Origin of the sequence: Zooshikella ganghwensis (genome assembly GCF_018263875.1) — a bacterium.
GTDB lineage: Bacteria > Pseudomonadota > Gammaproteobacteria > Pseudomonadales > Zooshikellaceae > Zooshikella > Zooshikella ganghwensis.
Window position 1 is genome coordinate 330,446 of the sequence record NZ_JAEVHG010000005.1, and the last position, 18,804, is coordinate 349,249.

At 41.6% G+C, this 18,804-nt stretch carries 13 protein-coding genes; 8 read left to right on the forward strand and 5 right to left on the reverse strand.

Translation table 11 applies throughout. From position 1 onward, the window contains the following. The first annotated feature begins 334 nt into the window (after positions 1-334). Genes KHS79_RS10435 through KHS79_RS10445 form a run of 3 tightly spaced genes read left to right on the forward strand, consistent with a single transcriptional unit; the run spans position 335 to position 4,365 of the window. Entirely contained in the window at positions 335-1,255 is a 921-nt protein-coding gene (locus KHS79_RS10435) for an AAA family ATPase (RefSeq protein WP_094787215.1), read from the forward strand. Then, on the forward strand, positions 1,252-2,232 hold the full coding sequence (locus tag KHS79_RS10440; protein ID WP_212718718.1) for a DUF58 domain-containing protein: 981 nt from the start codon (positions 1,252-1,254) through the stop codon (positions 2,230-2,232). Before KHS79_RS10435 ends, KHS79_RS10440 begins: the two co-directional genes overlap by 4 nt. Further along, positions 2,233-4,365 carry a transglutaminase family protein gene (locus KHS79_RS10445; protein WP_212718720.1) on the forward strand — a complete coding sequence of 711 codons (2,133 nt, stop codon included), beginning with the start codon at positions 2,233-2,235 and terminating at the stop codon, positions 4,363-4,365. It abuts the gene before it with no gap. A 65-nt stretch (positions 4,366-4,430) separates the two neighbouring features. Here KHS79_RS10445 and nhaD read toward each other — a convergent pair whose 3' ends face one another. Then, the gene (gene nhaD / locus KHS79_RS10450; RefSeq protein WP_212718721.1) at positions 4,431-5,834 is read right to left on the reverse strand and encodes a sodium:proton antiporter NhaD; all 1,404 of its coding nucleotides are present in this window, start codon (positions 5,832-5,834) and stop codon (positions 4,431-4,433) included. Positions 5,835-6,089: 255 nt separating this feature from the next. Between nhaD and KHS79_RS10455 the strand changes: the two genes are divergently transcribed. The 3 genes from KHS79_RS10455 to KHS79_RS10465 all read left to right on the forward strand — a co-directional run bounded on the left by KHS79_RS10455 (position 6,090) and on the right by KHS79_RS10465 (position 9,207). Beyond that, on the forward strand, positions 6,090-6,683 hold the full coding sequence (locus KHS79_RS10455; protein ID WP_094787219.1) for a LemA family protein: 594 nt from the start codon (positions 6,090-6,092) through the stop codon (positions 6,681-6,683). Positions 6,684-6,721: 38 nt separating this feature from the next. Next, positions 6,722-8,671, forward strand: a complete 1,950-nt coding sequence (locus KHS79_RS10460; RefSeq protein WP_212718722.1) for a M48 family metalloprotease — start codon at positions 6,722-6,724, stop codon at positions 8,669-8,671. A gap of 152 nt (positions 8,672-8,823) precedes the next feature. Further along, positions 8,824-9,207 (forward strand): SH3 domain-containing protein, encoded by a 384-nt coding sequence (locus tag KHS79_RS10465; protein WP_051311470.1) that lies wholly within the window; start codon positions 8,824-8,826, stop codon positions 9,205-9,207. Between the two features lie 52 nt (positions 9,208-9,259). On the opposite strand, the gene KHS79_RS10470 is transcribed toward KHS79_RS10465, so the two are convergent. Further along, a complete protein-coding gene (locus KHS79_RS10470) occupies positions 9,260-10,072 on the reverse strand; it encodes a cupin domain-containing protein (RefSeq protein ID WP_212718723.1) in 813 nt (270 codons plus the stop codon). A gap of 825 nt (positions 10,073-10,897) precedes the next feature. On the opposite strand from KHS79_RS10470, the gene KHS79_RS10475 reads away from it, so the two are divergent. After that, a complete protein-coding gene (locus tag KHS79_RS10475; RefSeq protein ID WP_212718724.1) occupies positions 10,898-12,169 on the forward strand; it encodes an HD-GYP domain-containing protein in 1,272 nt (423 codons plus the stop codon). 37 nt (positions 12,170-12,206) lie between these two features. Here KHS79_RS10475 and KHS79_RS10480 read toward each other — a convergent pair whose 3' ends face one another. Further along, complete coding sequence (locus tag KHS79_RS10480) at positions 12,207-13,229, reverse strand: acyltransferase (RefSeq protein ID WP_212718725.1); 1,023 nt, start codon at positions 13,227-13,229, stop codon at positions 12,207-12,209. A gap of 249 nt (positions 13,230-13,478) precedes the next feature. On the opposite strand from KHS79_RS10480, the gene KHS79_RS10485 reads away from it, so the two are divergent. Beyond that, positions 13,479-13,832, forward strand: coding sequence for a cupin domain-containing protein (locus tag KHS79_RS10485; protein ID WP_212718726.1), 354 nt, complete (start codon positions 13,479-13,481; stop codon positions 13,830-13,832). Between the two features lie 13 nt (positions 13,833-13,845). On the opposite strand, the gene KHS79_RS10490 is transcribed toward KHS79_RS10485, so the two are convergent. Both KHS79_RS10490 and KHS79_RS26270 read right to left on the reverse strand, forming a co-directional pair. After that, on the reverse strand, positions 13,846-14,799 hold the full coding sequence (locus tag KHS79_RS10490; RefSeq protein WP_212718727.1) for a sulfotransferase domain-containing protein: 954 nt from the start codon (positions 14,797-14,799) through the stop codon (positions 13,846-13,848). Positions 14,800-14,923: 124 nt separating this feature from the next. Continuing rightward, positions 14,924-18,804: glycosyl hydrolase family 18 protein (locus tag KHS79_RS26270; protein ID WP_325167767.1), on the reverse strand; the 3,881-nt coding region annotated here is incomplete at its 5' end.

Sequence of the window (18,804 nt, forward strand, 5' to 3'; positions counted from 1 at the left end):
GGTTTAAACCAAATCTATAAAGCTAATGTATTCCAATCTTTGGGTATAAGAATTAATTAATCACCTTTATTAGAGGTTATGTTCATGAAAAAAATCAGTGTAACTTAAAAAAATAGTTGGCAAAATAACTAAAGCGCTAAGTATTTCTTGTTTTTATTGAGTAATAAGTCTTATTTGCTAGGTGGAGCAAGCTAATAAGTGAGGAATTTGGCTGGGCAAAGAGGATAGCGTTTGATGCTCGCAAACTTATGGGGCATTCACTACTCTAAGAAAAGCGATTATTGGTGATTAACATTAAGAGAGTCCAAAGCCAGTATTAAGATAAGGGAGTCTAATGCAGCAGAAACTGGATACCTGTGTATCATCTGTACAATATGCTTTGGCAGGCAAGCAGCAGGAGATTAAGCTGGCACTGTGTTGCTTACTTAGCCAGGGGCACTTATTGATTGAAGATTTGCCTGGTATGGGCAAAACAACGTTAGCCCATGCCTTAGCTCGCGTGCTCGGGTTGACCTACAACCGGGTTCAGTTTACCAGTGACTTGTTGCCAGCAGATATTTTAGGGGTTTCAATCTACACCAAAGAAACTCAACAATTTACCTTTCATCCGGGGCCTATCTTTTCCCATATTGTATTGGCTGATGAAATTAACCGAGCCACCCCTAAAAGCCAAAGTGCATTGCTGGAGGCGATGGAAGAGCGCCAAGTGTCTATAGAAGGTGAAACTAGACTGTTACCTGAGCCGTTTTTTGTCATCGCTACACAAAACCCTTTTTCCCAGGCAGGCACGTTTCCTTTACCTGAGTCACAACTTGATCGATTTCTAATGCGTATATCTTTGGGTTATCCAGATCCAGAAGCTGAGCGTCAGGTATTACTAGGGCTTTCAGGTCGCGTTAAACTGGAGACGATTCAGCCGGTATTGACTCAGGAAGAGCTAAAGGCGTTTCAACTGCAGGTCATGGGGGTAAAACCTGCTACAGCAGTCTTGGATTATTTACAAAGAATACTGGCATATACTCGTAAACAAGAAGACTTTGCCTATGGTTTATCGCCGCGAGCAGGCTTGGCACTATTACGCGCTGCTCAAGCCTGGGGACTCATGCATGGTCGAAAACATGTGTTACCAGAAGATATACAAGCGGTATTACCCTCCGTCACTCAGCATCGTTTGCGTGAGCCTAATGATCATTTGGGTACAACTGGTGCAGCATTAAGCCAGCGATTACTGACCGCAGTGGATGTCGTTGTGTGATGCGAACCATGATTAAAGCTTACTTTGGTCGCTGGTTGGATCAGCGGATTCCTCCTAGTTCATCCATTTTTTTGAATCAAAAACGTATTTTTATTTTACCAACTCGAACAGGGTATTTTTTTATTTTAATTGGACTGGCTGTTTTTTTTGCTGCGGTGAATTATGAGAACAGCATGAGTTTTATGGTCGCTTTTTTTTTAGCCAGTTTATTTTTAGTATGTATTTTACATACCTATGCAAATTTAGCGGGTTTAGAAGTAACTGCATTATATGCTTCTAAAGCCCATGTTGGAGATGATGTTGGATTTACCCTACAGTTGCAGGATGTTGTGGGTAAACCCCATGAGTCCATTAGGTTATTTTGGCAGCCTTATCAGGTATCGACCGTTTCACTAACCCCACATGAAAAGCAATCCATAACCGTTTTTTTATTAGCCTCGCAGCGTGGTTATTTTAGACCTGGGCGACTATGTATTGAAACCTATTACCCATTAGGCCTGCTCAGAGCCTGGACGTGGCTTGACCTGGAAAGCCAGGCTCTGATTTATCCAAAACCGATCGCCTGTCCACTACCTGCATGTCATATTGCTTCCAGTGAGGGGGATACATTAGCCAAAGAGGGGGTTGAAGACTTTACTGGACTAAGATCTTACCAGCCCGGTGATGGGCTTCGTCACATTGCCTGGAAGCACTTTTGGAAGTCTGATGATTTACTCACTAAACAATTTAGTGCTTACACTGATATGCGTTTGTGGCTGGACTGGGAGCAGTTTACCGGAGCCTCAACGGAGGAGCGGTTAAGTTTCTTGTGTTACTGGTGTCTGCAGTGTGAACAACATCATCAGGATTATGGCCTAAGAATTCCAAACGTTACCCTTGAACCTGCTCGTGGTCCTCAGCATTTAACCCGTTGTTTAACAGCGCTTGCCTTATTTGGTGTGAGTCAATCAAGTACTATCCCAGGAAGGGGCAAGTGAATGTTTAGACGAAAATCCAAGCCATCAAGCCAGTCCTCTAAAGACCATCCGCGTAAGCATGCTATTGCTGTCGCTTCAATACCACGTACGAGCTTAATATGGCTGCTCACCACCCAGGCACTGGTGTTATTACCCCACTTATTAAGGATACCCTATTGGGTAGGGATTTTAGCTATTGCGTGTGGTGGCTGGCGAATTATGATTTTCCATGGACGCTGGTCTTATCCAGCTCGCTGGCTGAAAGCGTTGTTGGTCATTGCTGTGGTGGCAGGTACCTTTTTTAACTATGGTACGATTGTTGGTTTAGAGGCGGGCGTCGTTTTATTACTCTGTACTTTTTTACTTAAATTGTTGGAGATGAAAAACCAGCGCGATGCTTATCTTGTCGTGTTTTTAAGTTATTTTGTGATTGTCACCCAATTGTTGTACTCACAAGCCATCCCTTCCGCTGCCTACACATTTTTCACGCTGATAGTGGTCACCTCAGCATTGGTTGGCTTACATCAGCAACAGGTAACACTGCAACTCAAAAAAACCTTACGCAAAGGCTCTGTGATGATGTTACAGGCAGTGCCATTAATGGTGCTGTTATTTATTTTTATCCCTCGCCTGGGACCTATTTGGTCGGTAGAGTTGCCTAGCCAAAAAGCCCGAAGTGGGGTCAGTGATCAAATGACACCGGGTGATATTGCAGAGTTAAGTAAATCCGATGCGCTTGCTTTTAGAGCAACCTTTTCGGGACCTATACCACCCCAGGACCAACTTTATTGGCGTGGTGTTGTGCTATCTGAATTGATGGGACGCACGTGGCGACAAGCGAGTCGGGAACTCGCATTAGCGAGCCGAACGGCACAAGATTTAAAACTGTCAGGCAATCCATTGATTACCTGGGGAGATCAGTTTCAGCGTTGGCCTAATGCATTAAAAAAACAAGGGCAGGCACTCCATTACACCGTTATTTTAGAACCCACACAGCAAAACTGGCTTTACGCATTGGCAGTGCCACAAATCAGCAATGTTGATATAGGTGTAACACGTGATTTTACGTTAATTGCCCGTGAGCCAGTCCGGTTACGTCAGCAATATGAAGTTCGCTCTTATCCAGAGTCACTGGTTGACGTGGAGTTACCCCACTGGCTGCGAAGACAAAATGTACAATTACCTGCATTTGGTAACCCTAAAACGCGGGTATTTGCACAACAGTTATGGGATGATGTACGGCAAAAACCGCAGCAGTATATCGACCGTATTTTACAATATTTTAATCATCAGCCTTTTTACTATACATTGAAGCCGCCTACTTTAGGTTTTAACTCCGTTGATGAATTTTTATTTACGAGTCGACGAGGTTTTTGTGCACATTATGCCAGTACGTTTGTCTATTTAATGCGGTTGGCAGGTATTCCGGCGCGTGTTATTGCGGGTTATCAAGGCGGTGAAAGAAATACAACCAATAATTATGTGCAGGTCCGGCAATTTGATGCTCATGCTTGGGTTGAAGTTTGGCATGATGGCCGGGGATGGATACGTGTAGACCCCACGGCTTCTGTTGCTCCCGAACGGATTCAAGATGGCCTTGAAGCAGCTCTAGCTGAAGAAGGAAGTTTTTTAGAAGATACGCCGCTTTCACCAATACGGTTTAAACATATTGGCTGGATTAACCGCCTACGTCTTGAGTGGGATATGCTGGAATATCGGTGGCAGCGTTTTGTCCTTAATTATAACCAAGATCAGCAAATGGATTTTTTTAATCAATTATTTGGTGGCTTTTCTTGGTATAAACTTGCTTTGGCATTAGGTGGGGGGCTTGCCGTAATCATTTTGATTTTGGGCCTCTGGATTATTTTACGTCGTCAACCCATTAAATATGACCCTGCAACGCGACTTTACTTAAGGTTTTGTCAGTGGGGGAAAAAACAAGGCTGCCAACGCTTAACTGGCGAAGCACCAATGTCATATTTACAGCGACTGCAACAACAAACTCCGCATTACAGTGTTTGGACTCAGCGGGTTACTGACAGTTTTGTTACATTGCAGTACAACCCTGATTATGAAAAAGGAACATCTTTTTATCAAAAAGAACTTATGCAGTTAAAAAAACTTGTACGAAAGCCAATAAAAGAATCACTCTAGTTAAGGGTAAGCTTTGTATACCCTTCACTGGAGGTTTGTTTGCCGCTTCCTTGCGGCAAAATGGGTTAACCATTAATTAATAAATGAACCCAAATACTGGCTGCATAACCTAGGGCAATGGCGGGTGTCCACTTTAAATGACTAAAAAATGTGTATTGGCCTCGTGCTTGACCCATAAGAGCCACACCAGCAGCAGAACCAATGGATAATAAGCTACCCCCTACACCTGCGGTTAGGGTGACTAACAACCACTGTACATGAGGCATATCTGGGTTCATGCTTAATACTGCAAACATGACAGGAATATTATCAACAATGGCGGATAATATGCCAACGAGTGTATTTGCGGTAGTTGCCCCGAGTTCGCCGTAGATTACGGTTGATGCAAGTTCTAAATAACCTATAAAACCTAACCCGCCAACTGATAAAATAACACCGTAGAAAAAGAATAATGTATCCCATTCGGATTGCGCAATTTTATCAAAAATATCGAACTCACCAGTATGGTGTCCTCCTGGAACATCTGTGTGATCTTTTTGGGAGTGGCCTTTCCTACGTAAATAAAAACCAAAAAACTTAAGATAAGCAAGACCCATCATCATGCCAAAAACAGGAGGGATATTGAGAAAGTTATGGAAGCAAATAGCGGTTATCACCGTTAATAAAAATAAACCTACGATAGTCAAACCGCCAAATTTAATAGTCACAAGTTTTTCACCATCCTGTTTGGTTGGCTTACCTTGAGGTAGGGCGAAGTGCATTAATGTAGCAGGAATTAAATAGTTAACGACTGAAGGAACAAATAAATGAAAAAACTCAGCAAAATCAACAACACCTTTTTGCCAGACCAGTAACGTAGTGATATCACCAAAGGGACTAAAGGCGCCACCGGCATTTGCACCAACAACAATGTTTATGCAGCTAAGTGCAATGAATTTGGGTTGATCTTTACCTACAGCGAGAACCACAGCGCACATGATCAATGCGGTGGTAAGGTTATCTGCAATAGGCGAAATAATAAACGCTAGCCAACCCGTCAGCCAAAAAAGTGTACGGTAGGTATAACCTTTTTTGACAAGCCAGCTTCTTAAAGCATCAAATACCCCACGCTCTAGCATGGAGTTTATATAAGTCATCGCCACTAATAAAAAGAAAAATAGTTCAGTATATTCCAGAAAATTATGTTTTATTCCCTCCTCGACTAAATGAGAATTGCCCTCTTGATTGTAAGTGATAGCAATTAAAATCCATATTAACCCCGCGGCGAGTAAAACCGGCTTTGATTTTCGCATATGAATTTTTTCTTCAAGCATAACAACTATATAAGCAATGCCGAAAATAATGAGTGCGGTGATACCTACCCAATGTCGAGTAAGGTCTAGGATTTCTAAGGTGTTAGCCTGGCTCCATGCAGGTAAACTAAAGGTTGATAAATACAGGCAAAAGACGCCCGTTAGGGTTATTTTCATAGTTTGTATCCCGATTTTGTGATGTTCCTAATGGTTCACTTATAATTTTGTGGCGAGATTATACTACTTGGTCAGAGTCCATGGAACGTCTTTTCAACTATGTGATAGTTTTTGGACAATTGTTTGCTTGTCAAACAACTATCGCTCACTACCTGTTAGTTTTTGCAACCAGTTCAAGATAGCATACATAACCAATGCTATTGGCTATAGTTAAGGCTAATAACAGTTTTGCAGGTAAACAGTAAGGGGTTAGGCGTGGATATTTCAACAATAATAATACTTGTGGTCGTCATTGGTAGTGTTGTTTATGTAATTAGTATTTATAACAACTTGGTGAGTAAACGAAATACTTATAAGAATGCTTTTGCACAAATAGAGGTCCAGCTTAAACGACGTTATGACTTGATCCCTAACCTGATTGAAACGGCTAAAGGATATATGCAACATGAACAGCAGACTTTGACCAAAGTGATTGAAGCAAGAAATGCGGCGGCGAATATGTTGAAAGACTTAGCACAACACTTAACCCCTGATCAGGTGCGTAAGTTTAGTGAAGCAGAGCAAACACTGACTGGTGCCATGGGGCAGTTTAATGTGGTGGTAGAAAATTACCCAGACTTAAAAGCGAATCAAAATATGATGCAATTTGCTGAAGAGTTGACCAGTACTGAAAATAAAGTATCTCGAGCAAGGCAATTTTATAACGATGCTGTAACGGATTATAATAATTTTAGACAGTCATTTCCGCCTGTTTTCTTTGCTAATATGTTTGGTCACAGCCAAGATGCTGGACTTTTAGAATTCGAGGATTCAGCCGCGATTCAACAAGCACCTAAAGTTTCTTTTTAGCTATAACGCCTTAGCTACTAATAAGTGAGTTAGTATTCGTGAATTTTTTTCAGTGGCAGCGTGATGCTAAGCGTAAAACACAGCGTTTGTTGCTGTTAATGTTTATTACCATTATTTTATTATCCATTGGCATTTATTTTCTGATTTTCTTTGTATTTTGGTTTGCTGCAGATACTCAGCTAATGCATGTTCAAGGGGGGATGCCATGGTTTTTTTCTTGGGAGTTTTATCTGCTTTGCTTGGTTGTGGTTGCTGCGGTGATTGCTGTAGGGAGTATGACTAAATTACATAAATTGTCAGCGGGTGGTTTTACTGTGGCAGAATCTTTAGGGGGGCGTCTGGTTACTGCAAATACGGAGGATTTTTACGAGAAACGTTTGTTAAATGTTGTTGAAGAAATGGCTATTGCTTCTGGATGTGGCGTACCTGATGTTTATTTACTCGAGAATGAACGCGGTATAAATGCTTTTGCAGCCGGTTATGAATTAGATGATGCGATTATTGGTGTCACCAAGGGGTGTATACACAACTTAACGCGGGATGAGCTAGAAGGGGTGATAGCTCATGAATTTAGTCATATTATTCATGGGGATATGCGTCTAAATATTCGGCTAATAGGGGTTGTTTTTGGTATTACCATGATTTCTGAGTTTGGCGAACATTTGTTGTATGCCAGGGATGATAGAAACCGTTCCTGGCTGTTAGGCGGTGGGCTGCTGTTATTAGGTTTTATGGGTATGTTAGCGGCGAGCTGGATTAAATCATCCATTTGTCGAACACGAGAATATCTTGCTGATGCTTCTGCACTGCAATATACCCGTAACCCTGATGGTATCTCAAACGCATTGAAACGAATTGGAGGTAGTCAGGTAGGAACGTTGCTTAACGCTCAACGAGCCTCAGAAGTTACGCATATGACGTTTGGACGCTGTACATCTCGATTTGCTACTGAAACGTTTGCTTCGCACCCACCACTTGAAGATCGAATTCGGAAGTTAGAGCCTAAGTGGGATGGCACTTTCTTAAGCCCATTAAAAACGATGACTGACCAACCTGAAACGGAAACATCGCCTTCCGAGTCCGTTCTTGCAGTCAATGATACTGTCATGCTGGCGGTTTCAAAGCAGCAGCCAACCTTACCTTTTAAAGATAAAGCACAATTTAAACAGACGGTAATGCAGGTTGGTGTGATAAAACAGGACCACTTAGCTTATGCAAAAACATTACTGAAATCACCGCCTATGCCTGTAATCACAGCTATTCATGATCCTTTGCAAGTACATCTGGTGATGATGGCACTGTTGTTTGACCAAGATGAAGATGAGCAAATTAAACAGTTAGCAATAATTACAAAAGCCTACAGTGATAATACCACAGCAGTAGCCGTCCAGCAGATGGCCACATACTTGGTTAGTTTTTCCTCTCAGGATCTGCTGGCGTTATTAGAAATAGCAAAGCCTGTATTAAAGTTAATGTCACTTATGCAGCGCACACAACTGAATAACTGTTTATTTGCCTTAGCCAAAGCGGATGGTAAATTATGTTTGTTTGAATGGGCACTGCTCGCCATGGTTAAGCACTATGATAATAAGTGGTCTGAAACCTATCGAGCAGGCAGCTTAAAAAAGTCAGTTGATTTAGCTATGGTTGCAGAAGATATCCAAATCATTATTGCTGCCATTTGTCAGATTTCACAAATGCCTAAACCACAGCAATTGACGTGCTTTGCCGCGGCAATGCAACAGTTGTCTTTGCAGGGAGAAATTCCTTCAACACTTTCTTTTGGCCGTTTGTATAAGGCATTACAGCAGTGTACTCAGCTTAAACTAGATGACAAGGAGTCCCTCATTGAAACATGTTCTGACTGTATTGCATTTGATCAATCCGTTATTTTAAGTGAAGTACAACTGATGCGAGTGATTGCTGTGATTCTAGAGTGTCCGATTCCTCCTGTTGTTTACCAGCACGAACCGGTTAAAGCGTTTTAACTGTAAAAAAAACAAGCTTAAATAATTTGTCATACTGTGAGGCTGTAAAGTACAGGTGTTTTCATTTTATTGTAAGCTAGCCGTCCTAGGTTGTATTAAATCTTAAGGATACCTTAATTAAGGACATCTTATAGGTTGGTTAAGTAATTGGTATGAAAAAAGAGTGGTTAATGTTAAAGCAAGTATTACTGGTAATAAGTTTATTCTGTTGTGTATTAAATGTATGGGCCGAAGCGGATGGTCCAGATTTTTGGGAGGTACATAGTGTTGCTGCAAATGATCGCTTGAATATACGTCAGCAACCTAGTTGGCAGTCAAACAAGTTGGGCTCCATTCCACCTAATGAGCAGTGTTTACCCAATATTGAGTGTACAGGAGGCATGACCTTTCAGGAAGCCACTACACTATCTGAAAGTGAAAAGGATGCTTTACGTAAGCAGCGTCCACGCTGGTGTAAAATTCGTTATCAAGGTATTACGGGATGGGTTGCCGCAAAATACTTAAGAGAAAGCTCAAGCGATCAGTGCTATGAGTAAAAAGCGGTGTGGGGATTAATAATACTCCCCACTGTAATTTATTGAGTTTATATCATTCAAGTTCAACTGTTTCTGCTGGTATTACAAAATCTGGAAAGAAAATATAACCATCTTCGCCTATGGGAGGTATTTGTACTGAAATAAATGTCATCCCATATGCATCAGCAATCACACCATGTAATTTCCCTCTGGGAATAATGCCATGTGACCATCTTTTAACTTGAACTGATCCATTACCTGCAATAAACCGCCCACTGCCTTGGGTGACAATGACAATAGCATCTGAGTTGGGATGAACATGTGGTGTGATGAGCTGATTAGGGGGCATCTCAACATACTCATATCCAGTGGTTTGCTCATAGCAGGTACCCATTAATAAGGATTTAAGAATAATGCCGTTAGGTCGCTGAGCGTAATTGAAAGAATGAACATTTATTAGATTGAAAGCTTCATTGTTGCTTGCTGGTAATTGAGGGGCTGTATGTAGGTCAGTAATTGCAACATAATGTTGAGCCTGCCGAGATGATTGTATAACACTTGCTTTGGTTGGGGGGCATTCCCATATAACGAATTCACCTTCAGTTAATGTAATGCATGTATTTGTACCATGAATTTTAATATCTCCTGTAAGGCAGTGTATTGCAAAAGAGTGGTTTTGGGGTAGCAAATGGGTTTGTTCTGGTTTAAGTTGTATAACACTTAATGGCTGATAAGGTAAAGAAGAAGGTAATATTGAAAAATCTATATTTTTTTCACCGCTCCGAAAAGAGCAACCATTTTTAGAAATATAAACATCAACATCTTCTATAGCTGAGGTGAATGTTGAATGTGTAGAAGCACGTTCTTTTAATTTGCCAATAACCATTAGCATAACCTCCTTGTTATGATTTGTCCCCTTTATGAATTGCTTTTAGGGCGGCGTATTACCGATGGGTAAAAATATTGGTTTAATATTTTGTGTGATTATAAATCATAAGTGCAATGTATGTGAATCGATTAGTATATTATTTTTGTGCTTTGTTTTTGTGGCAGGCATGGAGTGGTTTTTTTATGGGTAAATTATAAGTTTCTATTAAGTTATAGATAATTGCTCTATATATTTAAAGAGCTAAACTTTGTGTAAAAATAGCGTGTAATGGATTGTAAAATATAAAGAATTAATTTATGTGTTGTGTTGGTATAATATACCCAAAACGAAGGGTTTTTAGGGGCGGCCGTCAAGCGATGAAGCCCCCGGAGCTTATATTAATAAGTGACTGGGGTGGCAGTTAAATGCTCCTCGGCAATTGCTCCTGCATTGCTCTACTACATGAAATCCATGTCATTATGCATAAACTGCATTTCCACCATCCTTAGTGGTCAAGAGCGCTGACAATAAACCCTGAAAATGATTCGTGAAGGGTATATTTATCCATAACAGATATGTCTTTAAATGTGATTGTATTATGCGAATTTTTTGTTGCAAAAGGGCATTAGTTTAGTCAGACGATGGACTTGAAATGCGTTTTATGGTTTTTTTTGATAAAGATACAGCAGAAAAATATCTAGAATCTTTTTGCAAGGAAAAAGTCATAGTTATAAATAAACTAAACTTTGTTGAGTTGTTCTTACCTCCTGTAACTATAATACAAGTGATGATTATCCATAGTGACTATTTTACATATGATTAGGGTGTTAACCATTACTTAACATGTTGGAACACTTAGAGAAAAAAGTTTCAGTTGATCAGCTGGAAATTGGCATGCATGTTGTCCGATTAGATCGGCCGTGGGTTGATACTCCTTTTTTATTACAAGGATTTATCATTAGTACGAATGATGAGATTGAGTTGCTATCTCAGTGTTGTCAATATGTATATATTGAAGCGAAGATAGTATCTCAAAGAAATGTACTAACTGGCATTCCTCAACAACGTGTTCAGTATATCAATAAAGTATCTTTTAAGTCTGAGCTACGATATGCAGAAAGGCAGTTTCAACATATTCGCAGTACCGCTCAGGATATTATGGAAAGTGTTCGCATTGGGCGAGCAATTAATATTAAAGAAGCAAAATATGTTGTAAACGAATGTGTTGAAAGTATATTAAGAAATGATGATGCACTAAAGTGGTTATCACATATTAAAAATAAAGATGACTATACAGCAGAGCACAGTATGAATGTCTGTATTTTATCTGCAGCATTTGCTAAACATTTAGGGTTTCCTAAACATGAAATTGAGAGAATAGCTTTGTGTGGTTTATTACATGATGTGGGTAAAGCCAAAATCCCAGATCATATTCTCAATAAGCCAGGTAATTTTAATCTGGAAGAGTTACGAGTGATGCAGTCTCACACTACCTTGGGAAAAAAGCTATTGATGAGTGCCGGAATAGAGGAAGCTGTAGCAATTGATGTTGCGTATGCTCATCATGAAAGACTCAATGGTAAGGGTTATCCTCGAGGTTTACGTAGTCACCAGATTCCATTTTATGCCAAAATTATCGCAATAACAGATACTTATGATGCTGTAACAAGTACTCGCTGTTATAAATCGAGCCAATCATCCATCATGGCGTTACATATAATCAATAAAGAAAAAGGAACTCATTTTGATTCAGAGCTTGTCGATGAGTTCATTCAATGTATTGGTGTTTATCCGCCAGGGGCACTAGTTGAAATGTCTAATGGTGAAGTGGGGGTCATTGCCTATAGTGAGCCATCTACACGTTTGAAACCCTTTGTTCTATTGTTGCTTGATGAAAAAAAACAAGCGCAGAGGTTGCGACTTATTGATTTGAAAAAAATTGATTTAGATTCATCCAGTCAACCTTATTCGATAGCAAGAGAGCTCCCGTGTGATGCTTATGGTATTAAACTAGGTGAAACAGTTAAAGCATTTATCAAGCGTAATAAAGAGCGAATGGAAAACCAACAATTATCTTATGATAATCTAGCTTCAATTCCTTTTGAGTCAATATAGCGTTACATTATTTAGTGCCCTTTTATTTATTAAGGTATTAAGGTACAAGCCAGCGAGTAACGTTCCAGGAGGATAACAAACGTGTGGCACCGTAAGAAAGAATAAACACAATACATGTTATGAAGGGAATCGCTACTATATTGTGACCAAACCAGTCATAAACACCGTTATTTAAATCTCTAATGGGAATTAAAATAATTGGATGCAATAAGTAAATACCTAAGCTATAACGGGCTAAGTGAGCAATGACTGGTTTTAGGTATAGGGGAATCTGTTCACTATACTGCTTACATAGTGTAAATATCATCCCTGCTATGAGTACTGTGTTGAGTGTTTTATAGCCCATAAAGAATGAACTATAACCATCTTTTAACATTGACCAATACCAGCTTCCAACTAGATTAGTTGCTGCAGCTAATAGCCCACCAACGATAAGCCAGCGTGTATGGATTGGAGTATGATTGGCAAGATACCAGCCAAAGATTAAATAACCTGAATAAAGGACGATATTGACCCGAAGAGGCGTTTCGATATTCAGCCAGTTGACCAGGGTAAGTAATAACCAGCCGGTAATTAATAGCTTAATACGTTCGTGTCCTAGTTTATGAATCATTAACGCAAGTAATGGGATAATGAAGTATAAAGGTATAAAGTCATAAAAAAACCACAAATGATACCAAGTGGGTTCATTATTAGCGTTTTCGATAATAGTGATAACTTGGTCAAGGGAACCATTTTGTCCAGAATAACCTGCTATTAAGGCATAAATCACAGACCAGGCTAGAAAAGGTATGACAACTTTGACAACACGACGAGTTAAGTAGTGTTGTAGGTTAAAAGGATGTTGCTCCTGAAGCAGTAAAGCGCCACTGATCATGATAAAAATGGGTACAGCCCAGCGCATAAGGGCATTGATTTCCACTGCCGCAAGCCACTGATGTAACGGAATGACGTTGTACAGCTCACGTAATGGCCCTAAAACATGAATTGCAATCACAGCAAGAGCCGCTAAACAACGAAGAACATCGATATAAAAAACGTGGCGTAAAGTTTGGTTCATACAAATCTATATTAACTAAACTGAAATCATATTGGTGGTTTCAAAGGGTGTATTCCCACTTACTAAACTCTATTCACTCAATCTTACTTGCTAAAGATGTATCTGCATTAGGACTATTATAAGAAGTTTATAGGGAAGGGCTGCTTGGTTATAATCACATTTTGATGCTAATAAGGCTGGCAATTATGTTAAGGGGCTAGCAGTAATACGTTTTTTTATATTGGAGCATTGCTAAGGAGGGTAAGCAAGGTGGCGACAGGCAATATTTTTCAGGCAATTCCTCAAGATATTCCTCAGGAGCTATTTGAAGTGATACTGGAAAAGCCAGGGGTGACTATCGAACGGATTATATCTAAAGGACATACAACACCTAAAGGCGCCTGGTACGATCAAAATAACGATGAATGGGTACTGCTTCTGCAAGGTGAAGCAAGGGTGGTATTTCAAGGTGAGAGTGAGCCCTACACTCTGGCTGTCGGGGACTACCTATATATTCCCGCCCATGTCAAACACCGAGTAGATTGGACATCACGTACCACGGAAACAGTATGGCTTGCGATTCATATAGTGGTCGATTCGCTTGAGGACTCTCAATTAAAATGAACAACTAAAAACGTTAGCTGGTAGGTTCCCGAGGTTTGTGATGTTGCTGAGTAGTCAGTGAGGCACGGCCTTTCTCAAGCCACAGACCACATTCTTGATTTAAATTAGCTACTTTTGCTATTTCTACTAATGCCAAGTCATCCTCAGTTAAACGGCCTAACCAGCGGCCATTTCGGCCTTTATTAATTAAACTATCAGCACCTTTTGTGAAAATATGCTCAGCTTCAGGCACTATGAATTGGGCATTTTTCTTCATGACACTGAAAGTACAGCGTTGGGCAACATGAGCTACTTTTTGGGTACCAGCTTCAAGAAAGCGAGCAAGTAGCTTTATTTCATTTGCTAGGTTAGCTAATAAATCGTTGTAGTGGACAAAGTATATATTCTCCAGATGGCGATAGCTCCACCAACTTTGGGTATGGTATAAATTTCCCCAAAAAGGGTAGCCTTCATGCTGCCATGGGAAGCTGCCTTTGGTCAGCCATTGTTGCCAAAACTGACTCAAACTGCCAGGAGGGGAGGGCAGAGGTTGATAAGTTGAAGGTATGGATTCATTAACTGATTTTAAAAAACTTGGGCTAAGGTTTGAGTAATAGTCCCAAAGCGACATGCATACATCTCTTGGGTCTCTCGCTAGCACAATATACTTCACCTGAGGATAATAGGGTATGCCATCAAGAGGTAGATGAGACTTTAGTACACGACATTCTTTTTTGGCTAAATAATTTTTTAACTGGTCTGTAGCATTACCTTGATAGTCAATCCAGGATAGGAATAATGGACTTTTTAAGTTTTGATTTTGATGGTAATTGATAAGATTTTTAATAATATATTGCAGCCAGATACTGCCAGATTTGTAGGATGAGCAAATGATAATATCATCATCTTTAGGGGAGAACAGTTCCCAGCGGGTGCTATCAAGGAAGTAGTTGCGGTAGGAATGGAGCACTCTCGGTTGCAATGGCATGAGTTAAGTCCTTTTAAAAGCCCACGCTTTTTCTTGTTAATTAATAATATAGCATTGCATTTTTTTCTGTTCGAATAAAAAACCCGGCAGCAGCCGGGCAATTAAAGTTAAAATAAACGCAATATTACTGACACTGATTATTAACAGCACAGCTATGTAGTGTATTTACAAAGTTATAATTATTGGTGGAATCCCAGTTAACATCCCAGGTCATTAACCCGCGAAAACCTGGGTAGGTTTGCTGGGGCTTATAGCTGCCACAAGACTGACCGGTACGCAAGCAGCGAATAGCCGCTTTAACGGTCGCAGGGGCTGTGTAGCCACCTGCAGGGGCAGCACTTTGGGTTGATGGTAAGCCAATGACCACCTGACTAGGCTTAAGGCCGGTATAGTCGACACCTGTACCACCAATTTCGAAACCTTTAATGACGGCTTCAGTCAGTGCAACTAAGAAGTCTTGGGTGCCTTGGCGGTACGGTTTTTTATCTAGCCCTAACATAGAACCAGAGTTGTAGTATTGCATATGTACCCAGCTAATGTCGTTTTTCAAGGCATTGAAAATGGGTAGATAATTACCAAAGGCATTGCCCCAGGCAGAAAGCCCGCCAACCACATTGGCTGTTTCTGGTGCAAAGGTCATTAAAAAGGATGCCCCATAGTGTTTTTTCAAACGCTTTAATGCATTAATCATTCTTAACACGCTACCCGTTGGTTTATCTGGGCTTCCTGAAGCCAGCAGACCATGTTCGGTATCGATATCAATACCGTTAAAGCCGTAGCGGTCAAAAATACTGATTAATGAGTTTACAAAGTTGTCTTCCTGCTGTTGGTTGTCTAGATGCAACAGTGCATTTTGGCCACCAATAGAAAGTAAGACTTTTTTGCCCTTGGCCTGTGCTGCTTTGATATCTGCAGGTGTGGGTTTATCACCTAACACTACCGAGCCATCACTGTTGATGCTGGGAAAGGCGACAATGAGCACATTGTATTTCTCATTCACCTGACTCATTGGCACATACTTATTGCTGTTCCAGTTTTCCCAATAACCCACAAACACATTACCTGCCAGAGGCTTTCCATCTCCGGGTTTGTCACCATCGCCTGGCTTGTCGCCATCACCTGGGGGAAGAGGTGGTTTGGGTGGTTGTGGTTTATCCCCATCGCCAGGAGGGGTTGGTGGCTGTGGTGGTTTTGGGTTGTCCCCATCATCACCTGGTGGTTTAGGTGGTGTTGGAATATCACCATCACCTGGTTTATCGCCATCTGGGGGGGTAGGGGGTTGAGGTGGTTTAGGCGTATCACCGTCTCCGGGAGAAGTGCCCGCATTTAAGCCATTATGTAAGCTACGTAGCAATGTACCTTGCTGGTCATCCTGGCCTAAGTGCCAAAACATGACACCACCCAGTTTTTCCTGCTTTATGTACTGAGTTTTGACGGTTAACGATTCAGCATCATCGTAAGTCACAAACAAGTCATGTTTGGCATTGTACAGCCAAGGTGCTTTTGCTTCTGGGTGGTAGAAACGCTCATAACCATAGTCTCCTGCCAGCATCTTTTTAATATCAGCATAAGTGGCAATACGCGGTTCTTTTCGTTCCACACACTTATCACAGCCGACGAGCCAGGTTGGATCGCCTTGGTAGGGATCACCACCAGGTGTATTAAAAGACTGATAAAGCCCATTATTAGCCTTGCCAACTTCTTTAAACGCTCGGCCATAGAAAGGTACACCCATCACGATCTTTTCACGAGGGATATTCATGATAAGGTGCTGTTTAACGGCCGCATCAGCGGTTAGGGCAAAGGGACTAGGAAATAGCTTTTTTATTTCTTCCCATGTTTTTGGCGGATTAAACTGCACTTCACGTAACGCATTATAATATTTCGGCTCATCCTTACTACCGTAAAGGTGCGCATGGAAGTTGGTTTTTGTCACCCCTTGCCAGGGACCATTGAAGTCATAGGTCATTAAATTCAGAAAATCTAAGGGTGCTACAACCTGGTCTAATATGGCGTAGTAACGGGATAAGAAGAATGCGCCTCCAGCTCCTGCTATAGTCAGGTGATAGTCGGCAGAATCTTTTTGCTCTTGAGCATTAATTTGCTGCCTAAACTCCTTAAGTAATGAAACAAAGTTATTAGCATCTGACTTACGTGGATACTCCCAGTCCAAATCGATGCCATCAAATTGATGTTGTTTCATCAGCTTGATACATGAGCTGGCCATGGTTTTGCGTGCTGAATCTGATGCGGCGGCATCACGAAAACGATTCGCCGTAGGGCTTGCATCGTTCGAAAATGCCCAACCACCCACCGAAAACATCAGCTTTAATTTAGGGTTGTACTGTTTTAAGGTATTTAACTGTTTAAATACTTCTGCTGCTTTATTTTGGTCCGTGCCCTCTAACAAATCACATTGACCTTGTTGGTTGATACCAATAAAGGCAAAGTTGATGTGTGTTAGCATGCGAGCCTTTTCCGGGGAAATATTACTAATCGGAAAATCTACACTTGGGTATTTGTTGATTTCATCTGGCCCTAACATGTAATAGCCAATAACTTTATACTGACTACCATCCCCTGGCGTGGGAGGATTGGGGTTATCGCCATCATCATCGCCATCACCGGGGGGGATTGGAGGCTCTTTACCATCATCGCCGTCATCTGGGTCATCAGGAGTATCATTTAAACGTTCCCAAGGACCCCATTGATCTTTACCTGGCTCATCACCACGTGTCCACCATTTGGCTTGGTAGAGTACACTCTGGTAATTGACTCGGTCACCTTTGACATAGACTTTGTCAGCTTGCCAAGCGTCAACACTGCCGGGTTTGTTGTCATCCGGTTTGCCTGGCTTATCACCATTGCCAGGTTTATCCGTATCGGGCTTGTCACCATCACCGGGTTTTGTCGGTGGTGGATTATCGCTGCCTTGAACCTGTTTCCAGGGACCCCATTGATCTTTACCGGGCTCATCGCCGCGGGTCCACCATTTAGCTTCATAGGTTTTGCTTTGATACGTTACCCGATCGCCTTTGGTATAGACTTGATCCGCTTGCCAGCTATTAGCCGGTGGTACAGGCTTATCACCGTCGTCACCGGGAGTATCATCGCCTGGCGGTGGGGGTGGAGGAATATCACCATCACCTGGGTCTCCTGGTGGAGGGGGCGGAGGTGGAATATCATCATCGTCATCACCCGGTGGTGTGGGGGGCTTAGGTTTGTCACCGTCATCGGGTGGCGTAGGCGGCTCGGGTGGTTTGGGATTATCACCTGGCTTATTGCCTAGCCCTTCATGAATGGCTTTAAGAATATCACCATTATCAGCATCTATTTCCCACGAAAATACCCCTGCTAAGCTATTGGCCGTGACATATTGGGCTTTGGCTTTCACTGAACGGGGGTTGTCGTAAGTTATCAGTTCGCCTTTACTGGCATTCCATAAATAGGGGGCTTGTGCTGTATCATCATAAAAATACTTAAAGCCACTGGTGCCTTGACCATTGGTACCCCCCAAGTACTTAGATACGATGTGCTTGTAGTCAATAACGCCAGGCTGCCAGGAACCTTTTATGGGTTTACCGTTAGTGCCTTCCCAGGGATTATTGTCCTGGCCACCTTTAATACCTGTCCAACCTCGACCATACATCGCGGCGCCCAGAACCAGTTTATTGCCTGGTAAGCCCGCCTGGGTGAGGTTTTGTACAGCATCATGGGCATTAAATTCAGGTACTTTTTCGTGAGGAGCGGCATATAGCCCTGAATGATGACCAAGGGTACTGTCCCAAGCACCATAGAAGTCATAGGTCATAGCAAAAATGTAATCGACATAACCACTGACTTCAGCGTAATTAATGTTATCGATTTTTTTAGGACCGGCACTGGTTGCCGCAGTGAGCTGGTATTTTTTGCCGGTCTCTTGGCTTAACGCATCCAACGCCTGTCGTAAATCACGCATTAAGGCGGTAAAGGCAGCTTTGTCTTCAGGTGAACCCAGTTTGGGAT